Source organism: Streptomyces tardus, from assembly GCF_018101125.2.
GTDB lineage: Bacteria > Actinomycetota > Actinomycetes > Streptomycetales > Streptomycetaceae > Streptomyces > Streptomyces tardus.
Genome location: NZ_JAELVF020000001.1, coordinates 1900874 through 1910549 on the forward strand (window position 1 = coordinate 1900874; position 9676 = coordinate 1910549).

10 protein-coding genes are annotated in these 9676 nt (G+C 72.3%); 6 read left to right on the forward strand and 4 right to left on the reverse strand.

Going from position 1 to position 9676, the window contains the following annotated elements:
* The first annotated feature begins 787 nt into the window (after positions 1-787).
* From JGS22_RS08195 to JGS22_RS08210, 4 genes are all read left to right on the forward strand, one after another.
* Positions 788-1045, forward strand: coding sequence for a hypothetical protein (locus tag JGS22_RS08195; protein WP_211042620.1), 258 nt, complete (start codon positions 788-790; stop codon positions 1043-1045).
* A gap of 364 nt (positions 1046-1409) precedes the next feature.
* Positions 1410-2216 carry a thioesterase family protein gene (locus tag JGS22_RS08200; protein ID WP_211042619.1) on the forward strand — a complete coding sequence of 269 codons (807 nt, stop codon included), beginning with the start codon at positions 1410-1412 and terminating at the stop codon, positions 2214-2216.
* Between the two features lie 298 nt (positions 2217-2514).
* Complete coding sequence (locus JGS22_RS08205) at positions 2515-2919, forward strand: YkvA family protein (RefSeq protein WP_211042618.1); 405 nt, start codon at positions 2515-2517, stop codon at positions 2917-2919.
* Between the two features lie 303 nt (positions 2920-3222).
* Positions 3223-4086: an LppU/SCO3897 family protein gene (locus tag JGS22_RS08210; protein ID WP_216814892.1), complete on the forward strand. Its 864-nt coding sequence runs from the start codon at positions 3223-3225 to the stop codon at positions 4084-4086.
* Between the two features lie 132 nt (positions 4087-4218).
* Here JGS22_RS08210 and JGS22_RS08215 read toward each other — a convergent pair whose 3' ends face one another.
* The 3 genes from JGS22_RS08215 to JGS22_RS08225 form a co-directional block, all read right to left on the reverse strand.
* Positions 4219-4623: a VOC family protein gene (locus JGS22_RS08215; protein WP_211042616.1), complete on the reverse strand. Its 405-nt coding sequence runs from the start codon at positions 4621-4623 to the stop codon at positions 4219-4221.
* A gap of 290 nt (positions 4624-4913) precedes the next feature.
* Entirely contained in the window at positions 4914-5741 is an 828-nt protein-coding gene (locus JGS22_RS08220; protein WP_211042615.1) for an SGNH/GDSL hydrolase family protein, read from the reverse strand.
* Positions 5742-6115: 374 nt separating this feature from the next.
* Complete coding sequence (locus tag JGS22_RS08225) at positions 6116-7147, reverse strand: phage baseplate protein (protein WP_211042614.1); 1032 nt, start codon at positions 7145-7147, stop codon at positions 6116-6118.
* Between the two features lie 485 nt (positions 7148-7632).
* On the opposite strand from JGS22_RS08225, the gene JGS22_RS08230 reads away from it, so the two are divergent.
* Positions 7633-7944, forward strand: coding sequence for a hypothetical protein (locus JGS22_RS08230; RefSeq protein WP_211043792.1), 312 nt, complete (start codon positions 7633-7635; stop codon positions 7942-7944).
* Positions 7945-7978: 34 nt separating this feature from the next.
* Positions 7979-8290 (forward strand): hypothetical protein, encoded by a 312-nt coding sequence (locus JGS22_RS08235; RefSeq protein ID WP_211043790.1) that lies wholly within the window; start codon positions 7979-7981, stop codon positions 8288-8290.
* 109 nt (positions 8291-8399) lie between these two features.
* On the opposite strand, the gene JGS22_RS08240 is transcribed toward JGS22_RS08235, so the two are convergent.
* On the reverse strand, positions 8400-9194 hold the full coding sequence (locus JGS22_RS08240; protein ID WP_216814893.1) for a hypothetical protein: 795 nt from the start codon (positions 9192-9194) through the stop codon (positions 8400-8402).
* Positions 9195-9676: the final 482 nt, after the last annotated feature.

Genomic DNA, 9676 nt, shown 5'->3' on the forward strand with positions numbered 1-9676 from the left:
CCGTGCGGCCCCCGCAACTCCGGCACCCCGCCGGAATCCCGCGACCGCAGTCCGCGTATCCCGCGTATGCGCCGTGTCTCCTGCGGCCCCTGCGGCCCCTGTGCCCCTTGCGCCCCTTGTGCCCTGCCTGCGTCCTGCGCGGCGGGTGCGTCACCCGCGGCTGCGCCCGATATCTGCCCCGTCCCCGTGGCGCCGTGCTGTTCGGTGCTCCGCCGACCACGCTCAGGTGTGCCCGCGCCGTGGTCCGCCGCAGAGGCGGAGCCGTCCCGTCCTGCACCGCTCGGCGTCTCGTCGGCGGGGCGGCTGCGAGCCGGAGCCGCCGCCGACCGTGCCCCGATGCCCAGTCGCGCGCGTATGCCCCGGAGGATGCCGGGGCGGTCGCGCGGAGGTATCCCGGACGCTCCCTGCGAGCTCGTGTCTGGCTGCATTGCTCCACGCTCGGCTCGCACGCCGCCACCGGCCACCGGCGGCCGACCGACCGGGTGTACGCCACGCTGCGTGCCCGTCCGCCGCTCCCGGCGACCGGACGGCGAACCCGGACGACGACCGGACGGCGAACGCGAACGCGAACGCGGACGACATGCTCCGTTCACACCGCATCGCCGCGACTCGTGCACGCTGCCGCCTGTGGTCGGAGAACCGGGGTGGGTCCAGCTGGCGATGGCGGTGCTCGCCGGCTTCGCCGTGGCCGCTGTCGGCACCCTGCCGGGGTGTCGGGCGCGGTGTTCCTAGAGGGTCACTGCTCGCGCCCGCGCTGGTCGCGCTGAGCCGCCGTCCGGTCAGCGCGGTGACCCCGCTCGCGCTCGCGGCGACGCTCACCACCTCCGTCACCGGGCTCGCCGCGTACAGCGCGCTGGACGCGGCGGGCGTCGGCACCGCCCCCGCCGCCCCGTTCCGGGACATCGGACTGGCGCTGGGCGTGGGCGGCCTGGCCGGCGGACTTCTCGGGGCTCGCCTCCAACACCGCGTAGGCGAAGGGGCGTTGCTCACCCTGCTCGGCACCGTCGCCACCGCCACTGCGCTCACCCACCTGCTCCGCGGCTGACCACCCCCACCGCGGGCAGCCCGGCCTGTCGCAAGCCGCACCGCCGTGGGCCCGAGGAGCGCGGGCCGCCCAGGAGCGCCCGGCTCGAGCGCCCGTACGTCGATCGCACGGGCGCGCCGCAGCCCCGCCCACCCGGCTGTGTCGTCCCTCACGACGACGCCCCGGCTGCGTACGGCTGCGCCTACCATCCGGAGGGACGAGCGACAGCCACCGAGCTCCACGCACCGCAACCCGACCCACGACCCACGACCCGCAACACCGGCACCCGCACCGGCACCGGCACCCGTACCGTCCGCCGCATGCCGTCGGACCGCCGCCGCCGCGCCGGGCGCCGTAACCGCAACTCGACGAGGAGAGTGCCCCGTTGACCCCCACCACCGCAGCCGGCAGCTACTACGAACGCGTCGGTGAGCTGCGGTTCAAGCCGACCGCGCACGCGGGCGGTGCCTGGGCCGACGACGAACAGCACTTCAGCCCGGTGGGCGGTCTGATCGCCCACGCGATCGAGCAGCACGTCGCCGACTCCCGCCCGGGCAGCGGCCTCGCGGTGGCGCGCATCAGCTACGACATCCTCGGCCGCATCGCGCTCGACGAGTGCGAGATCACCGTGGAAACCATCCGCCCCGGCCGCACCATCGAACTGCTCGAAGCCGTGCTCAGCATCGGGGGCCGGGCCGTGACCAGGGCCCGCGCCTGGCTGCTGACCTCGCTCGACACCTCCTCGGTCGCCGACAGCTCCGTGGAACGCCTCGCCCCGCCCGAGGAGTTCGAGCCCTGGCCGATGGACGAGCTGTGGCCGGGCGGCTACATCGGCTCGGTCGAGGTCCGCCGCCGCGCGGGCGCCGTTCCGGGCCGGTCGGCCGCCTGGATCCGCACCCCGCTCGATCTGGTGGCGGGCGAACCGAGCGGCGCACTCGCGTCGTACCTCGCGCTGGTGGACACCGCGAACGGCATCGCGGTGCGTCAGTCGCCCACGGAGTGGATGTTCCCGAACACCGATCTGACCGTCCACCTGCAGCGGCAGCCGAGCGGCGACTGGACCGGGCTGGACACCTCGGTCAGCTTCGGGCCCGACGGCCACGGCGTCACCAGCACCGTGCTGCACGATGTGCACGGCCCGGTCGGCACGGCGGCGCAGATCCTCACCGTCCGCCCGCTGCCCGGCAGTTGAGCCCCGGTGACTGCGCCCCGGCGATTGAGCCCCGGCCGCCCGTCGGACAGCTCCTCGGACAGCTCGTCGGGCGTGAACGGCGCGGATGCGGGCATCCGAACCGTACGCGTCGGCCGCGCGGAGTGGCGCAGTCGTCCCGTCGCCCGGACGGTCCGGGTGGCCGGAACCGCGGCGACCCGTACGGAGCCGGACGCGGACGTACGCTGACGGCGGACCCCGCGGGTCCCGTACGGACCCGCGAGTCCCGTACACCCAGGCCCCGAGCGGGGGCCGGGCTTCCGACCAGGGAGGAGAGAGCATGAGCGGCGAGATGTGGACCTTCGTCGGTGTCGCCGGCGTGGCCGTGGTGGTCACCGTCGTCGCCGTGATCGTCCTCTTCGCACGGCTCCTGCGCGCGCGCAGGATGCTCAGCGACGCCGGCATCCCGCTGAGCAACAAGCTCACCTTCTGGGGCGCGATCGCCTATGTGATCTCCCCGGTCGACCTGCTCCCCGACCCGATCCTGCTGGACGACATCGGGGTGCTGCTGCTCGCGCTGCGAAGTCTGCACGGCGCCGCGGAGGCCGCGGGCCTCACCGGCGGCCGAGAGCCGGGCGAGGGGAAGCGTTCCGGTGAGGGGAAGCGCCCCGTCGACGGGAAGGCCTCCGACCGCGCCGGGGCGTCCGGCTCCTCCAAGTCGCTGCGTTCTGGGCGGCGTTCCTGATCCACTAGGCGCTCCGGATTTCCGGCCGCCCTCCGCGTTCCCGACTCCCCGGACGGCTGCGGCGTCGGCTGTCCCGACTCCTTCCCGATAGCATGCTCACGCCAATCCGAGCAGCGCATCGAGGCGCGAGAACGTCGTTTCCGGGGGACGCCGATGAGCAACGCGTACGGACCGCCACCCGGCCACTTCGGCCCGCCCGGCGGTCCTCCGGGCCCTCCGGGACCGCCTCCCGGACCCCCCGGGCCTCCCGGCGCCGGCCACTTCGGCCCTCCGGGCCCGCCGCCCGGCCTGCCCGGACCGCCGATGCCGCCCGGGGGCCCGTACCGGCCGCCCGGCAACAGCAGCAGCACCGTGGCCGCACTGGTCTGCGGCGGTCTGGTGCTCACCCTGCTCGCGGTGCTGGGGCTCGGTTTCGTCGCGGGCTGGTTCGACGACGACAAGAACAAGAACGACGACCGCGCCTCCTCTGAAGCCGCCTCGGACGGCGCCTCCGACGGCGAATCCGAACGGCGCGGACGCGACCCCGGCGCCGGCGGCTCGGACGACAGCGCCGGCGCGGACGCGGACGCGGATCCGGACGGCAGTACCGGTTCCGGCGGCTCCGCCGGCAGCGGCCGGAACCGGCCCGCACCCGACCCGTCCGCCTCGGCCTTCCAGCGCGTCAAGGCGGGCAACTGCCTCACGGTGTACGACACCGGCCGTGGCGGGAGCGGCTCCGTTGCCTGGAGCAGCGACACACCGCCCGCCGCCGTCGACTGCTCCAGCACCGACGCGCTGATGCACGTCTCGCGCGTCACCAGCAGTGCGAGCAGCTGTGCGACCGGCACCGACAAGGCGTGGTGGTCCTACAACGGCGCCGACGGCTCCAGCACGGTCCTCTGCCTGACCCGGCAGTACCACAAGAACTACTGCCTGCTCGGCACCCAGAACGGTTCCGGGCAGTCCGCCACCGTCCGGATCGGCCAGCTGACCGCCGTCGACTGCAAGGCGAAGAAGGTGCCGAAGCCGTACAACCAGGTCATGCGCATCACCGGTGTCTACCGCGCCACCGCGGGCACCGACGCCAACAGCTGCGTACGCGCGCAGGGCGACCAGACCCTCTACTACGCGTGGAAGGTCAACGAGGGCAAGACGCTGCTCTGCACGATGATCTACCGGGGCAGCTGACCTTTGGCCGGCCCCGGGCCCGGGGCCGACCGGACGGTGAAGTCCTGCCCGTGGGACGGGACTCCACCTCCGCGCGCTCGACCGCGGTCGACGTGCGCACCGCGCGGCTGCCCGCGCGGCGCGCACCCACGACTACCGGCGCGGTTCGCCCTGCGGCCAACCCCCGTAGGGGACGGTGATCAGCTCCATGTAGTGACCGGACGGATCGGCGAAGTACACACCGCGTCCGCCGTCGTTGTGGTTGATCTCGCCCGGGTGCTGCTTGCGCGGATCGGCCCAGTGCTCGATCCCGCGCGTCCCGATCAGCGCGTACGCCGCCTCGAACTCCGCGTCCGAGACGAGGAAGGCGTAGTGCTGCGGCGTGATGTCCGCCTCGGGGACGGTGGCGAAGTCCAGCGTGACGTGGTTGCTCAACTGCACCGCGAGGAACGGGCCGAACTCGACCGGAGCGGCGAGCCCCAGCAGCTCCACGAAGAACTCGGCAGACTCCCGGCGATCCCGGGAATGAACGATCGTGTGATTCAACTCGACTGGCAAGGGATGCCTCCAACAGGCAACTCCCGACACCTCCATGCCTCGCCCGGTCGGCGACCGACACGCGATGTCCCCACCATGCTAGACCGCCGTCGGTGCGCGACGCCGGTGAGTTTCGGCCCCACCCGGGCCCCAGCGCTCCCCACGCGACGTGGGGCCGTACGCGGCGTGGGGCCGGCGAGCATCTGTCGCTCACCGGCCCCACGGCCTCACTGCGGTGGTTCAGCGCTTCTGTACTTCCGCGCTTCCGAGGTCGCGCGCGGTCGCGCTTTCAGCGGTTGTGCGGGCGGTGCTCAGCCCAGGGCGGCGCGGATCGCCGGGAGGTAGCCCTCGCGGTGGCCGGCCGGGTTGGGGTGGTAGGACTCGTTGAGCTTGTCCCACTCCAGGCTGGTGACCCACTCGGAGCCGCCCGAACACAGCGAGTGCGGGTCGAACGCCGGGCGCGGGTCGAGGTAGCTGAAGCCCGCGGCCTCGGCGCGGCCGGAGATCACCGTCGCCAGGGTGTCGGCGGCGCTGTTGAGCGCGGCGCGCTCGGCGTCGCTGAGGCCGAGGATGCCGCAGTCTCCACCGATCGTGTACAGCCGCGGGTAACCGACCACGACCACCTTGGCGTTGGGCGCGGCGCTCTTGATGCCGGCGTACGTCTGGTCCAGCGCGGCCGGGAGGGCGTTGGTGGCCGCGGCCTTGGCCGCCTCGACGCCCGCCAGGCAGTCCGCGTCGTCGATGGTGAGGATGCAGTTCTTGAGCACCTCGACGAAGCCGACGTCGTTGCCGCCCGCCTGGACGGAGATCCTGGTGGTGTCGGCGGTCAGCTGCGGCACCTGCGTGGTGAGCAGGTCTGCGGCGGTGGCGCCTGAGCAGGAGGCCTCGACGAAGTTCATCGAGGGGTTCTCGGCCGCGTACAGCCGGGAGTAGGTCAGCGGGCCGCGGCGGCACTCGTCGTCCGGGTTGTCGTACTCACGGGTGCCGGGGGCGGTCGCGTAGGAGTCGCCGAGCGCCACGTACTTCTCCGCGGCTGCGGGGGCGGGCTCGCCGGCGACCGCTGCGGGAGCCGCCAGAAGCCCCGCGGCGACGGCTGTCAGCGCCGCGGCGGCGACGAGCATCTTTCTTGGAGAACGCATCGAGTTCCCATTCATTGAGGGGGGTTGAGAAGAAGAGCATCCAAGAGATAGCAGGCGTGCGGGTGTTGCACAGGGGAAGCGGTGAAAAATACGTACTCCCGTTCGCGTTTCGTCGACGGAATGCCGCGCTCCGGTGTCCCGCACGCACAGTTGGCCGCCGTACACCCCTTTTGTGTTGGCGGCACCACGGATCGCGGCAGCCGCTCCGGGCCCCGCCCGCGCACGGCCCGTTCGCCTCCCCCGGAGGTGCGGGCGGCGACTGCGCGCCCAACGGACGGGTTCGCAGCCGCTACCCGTCGAACTGCCCGCCCCGGACGCCGTGTTCACCTCGCGCACGGCGGCGCTGCCGTGCGAAGTGAACACGGGGCTTGCCCTCAGACGAGCTCGTGCTTGTGGAAGAGGTTGCTGCGTCGGTCGCCCGCACTCCCGGAGGCGAAGCCCATCACCAGCCGGACCTGGCCGCCCGAGGTCCGCTGGATCGCCAGGCCCTCGGGCTCGCGGAAGACCAGCGTGCCCCCGGCCTTGGTCAGCGTCGGCCCCTGCACCTTCTTCCCGGTGTTCAGGTCCACGGTCGTGAGGTAGGTGTTTCCGGGCGCGGGGTTGGAGCCCGAGTAGGCGTTGCCGACCATGAAGTAGGCGTATCTGCCGTAGACCGCGTATCCCTGCATCGTGCCGGGGACCGACGGCTGCGGAAGGTCCGCCAACGGCTCGGCGAAGTTGCCCTGCTGCGCGGCGGCGAGGTCGTACAGCGCGAGGTGCTTGGCGCCGCTGCGGTGGTACCGGACCGCCAGCCGGCCGCTCACCGGGTCGATGGAGCAGGTGTGCTCGCTCGCACTCGAGACGGGGGTGAGCTTCGTCAGCTCGGCCGAACCGCTCGACAGCGTCTTGCCGTCGGTGAATTTGAAGCGCGCCAGCCGTCTGCCGTAGCCGTTGCCGTTCGCCTCCACCTCGGTCCACAGATAGGTCTCCGAACCCACGCCCTGCGCCGCGAACGCCACTCCGTGGCCGAAGCCGTTGAGGTGCATGTGGCCGGTCCGCGTGCCGGTCGGGCTCAGTCTCGTCACACAGAGATGCCCCAGCGCGCTGTCGGTGCCGTCCCTGCGCTGCACCACGTAGAGCCGGTGGTTGACGGTGTCGAAGCTGATCGACTGCTGCACGGTGGTGCAGTGCAACTGCTTGTGCCGGTAGATGTCCGGCGACGGCTTCGTCAGGTCGAAGCGGGGCGAGGCCGGCACCTCCGCACGCACCGCCTCCGCACGTGCGCCGTCAGCCGCAGGAGCTTGGTCCGCCCGCGCCCGGGACACCGACCAGGCACTGCCCGCGACGCCCGCGAGCACCGCGCCTCCCGCCAGTCGCAGGGCGTTCCGCCTGCTCCGGGCCTCGCCCGAACCGATCTGTTCCGTCATCTCCAACTCCCCCGTCGCGCAAGCCGCCGGACCACCTCCACCCCGTTCCCCGCCCGCTTCGGATCAACCCTCCCGCTGCCCAACCCGGCCGGTACCGGCCGCCGCGCACACCGACCCCGCCACGAGCGGCAGCCACACCGGCCCATGACCCGGCCCCGCAACTCACGGCCCGATGCGATCCGATCCGACTGCCCGAGAAAATATCGGGCCACAACACCTTTCGACAGCGGAACGCGAAGAGACAAGAGCCCCCACGGTTCTCCCTTCAGTGGATCGGAATGCTCTGACATCCAGAGCTTCCGGTCGCCCGGAAAACCTGCTGTAGTGGTGTGCTCGGCGAGAGGCCGGAAACGAAATCACTTACCGATACACGAAATAGGTTCCTCCTCCGCCACCAACTTCCATACGCAGCAAGAGCCGTCCGCGACCGCACCGTGAAACCGGAACAGTCGTCACGGAATTCACCGAAACAGGAGGCCGTACGCGTGAAGAGGGCAACCATCACCGTCTGCGCGCTGGCATTGGGAGCGCTCAGCCTCACCGCGCCCACCGCGCAGGCCGATCCCACGGTCCCGGACCATGCGGTCATCACCTGCCAGAGCGCCAGCATGTACACCAACTACGACAGCGCCAACGGCCCGGTGGGGCTCAAGCGCACGCTCGAAAAGGGCAACAAGGTGGGCCACACACGGGGCGCGCACCCGGTCTACAACGGCTGGGCGGCGATATTCGACTTCGGCCCCAATGACTGGGGATTTGTCCGTGTCGAATGCCTTGGCGGCTTTGGTTCCTGGTGATCCCGGAAGAATCTCCGAAACGGAAGGATGACCGATGAAGCGAAATGCGTTGCTCGCCACCGGTGCTCTTGCGTCCTCGCTGGTAATGGGAGTCACCCTCCTGACCACTCCGGCGACCGCAGCCGTGGCACCCGAAGGACTTTCGGTGGGCGCGACCGCCGAACGCAAGACGGTCTGCGCGGAGGACCTCTTCGTCCGCGCCACCGCCCCCCACGGCGCCTGGATCGGGACGCTGAAGAAGGGCCAGACCTTCCTGGTCGAACAGCCCGGCGGCAACTGGGTCTACGGCTTCGCCTACGGCGACATCAACCGCCGCGGCTGGGTCCAGAACGGCTGGTTCTGCTGAACCTCCCGTCCCGACACCGCTGCTGCGTGGCGCCCGACCCGGGCCGGGCGCCACGCCTTCGAGGAGGCGCGACGCCGGCCACCGGCCTGCACAGGTGTGCGGCGGGGCCTCAGCGCGGCGGGTCGGGGGCGAAGCGGTCGAAGTCCGGCCGCTCCATCAACAGGCCCTCGCGCTGCAGCAGTTGGGTGGCGCCGGTGGCGAACTGCGGTGTCTCGGCCGCCCGTCGGAGCCAGCCGTGGGGCGTCGGGTCGCTGCCGCACAGTGCGCGAAGTGCCGCGGATTCCGCCAACAGCTGGGTGAGCAGGGCGTGTTGGTCGGTCTGCGGACGCAGCGTGCCGTCCGACCGGCCGAGCAGGCCGCGGGCGTTGACGTAGAGGTACGCCCCCTCGGGAGCCGGGCGGCTGCCGTCCGGCCGGGCGACGGGCACGGCCCCGGAGGGCAGGAACACCCGCCGGTAGTTGGGCACTTCGGTGGAGTCGACGAGCGCGAGCTGGTCCGGGTCCAGCCAGGTCAGCAGCATCGAACCGCAGGTGCCCGGGGCGAGGAAGGGCGAGGCGGCCACGTAACCAACCCGGCTGACGTGGCCGGAGAGTCCGACCGCCAGCCCCTGTGCCAGGACCGGTTCCATCGGAACCGTGCGGGAGACCCCGGCGGCACGTGCGAGCTTGTGACTCAGCTGCGCCGGCGAACCGTTGGAACCCACGGCCAGCACCGGCACCCGCCCGGCTGCCACCGGGTACGAGGGGTCCAGCGGGTGCAGCAGCTCCCCGTCGAGCAGCGTCGGCGAGGTGACCGGACGACCGGGATAGCAGAGCGGCTCCAGCAGCGGTACGGGACCGAAGTCGCGTACGTGCACGGACCCGGGAGGCGTCAACCGCCCGTCGGCGACGGCTCGTTCACTCACCGGGACGCTCCTCGGAGTACGGCGTCGGAGCCGCCTGCGGCTGGCCGGGCGGGGGCTGCACCGGCGGGTGCGGCGCGATGTACGGCCGGGGCGGAGTCCCCTGCGGCGCGGGTGGCGGCCCGTGCGGAGGCGGTCCGTGCGGCGGCCCGTGCGGCGGGTACGGAGGCGGACCGGCGTGCGGAGGCGGCGACTGCCACCCGCCGGCGACGTACGGCGCCTGCCCCCAGGAGCCGGACGAGACCGACGGGCCCCGCGAACCGGACGAACCCTGCGAACCGGGCGGACCCTGCGGACCCCACGAACCCGGCTGGCCCGACGGACCCGACGGGCTCTGCGAACCCCACAGGCCCTGCGGACCCCACGACCCCGACGGACCGGAACCGTACGGGTCCGGACCGTGGCCCCCTTGGCCGGGGCCCGGCGGGCGCGCACCGGGGTCGTATGGCGGCGCGTACGGCGAACCGTACGGGCGGGGGTACGGC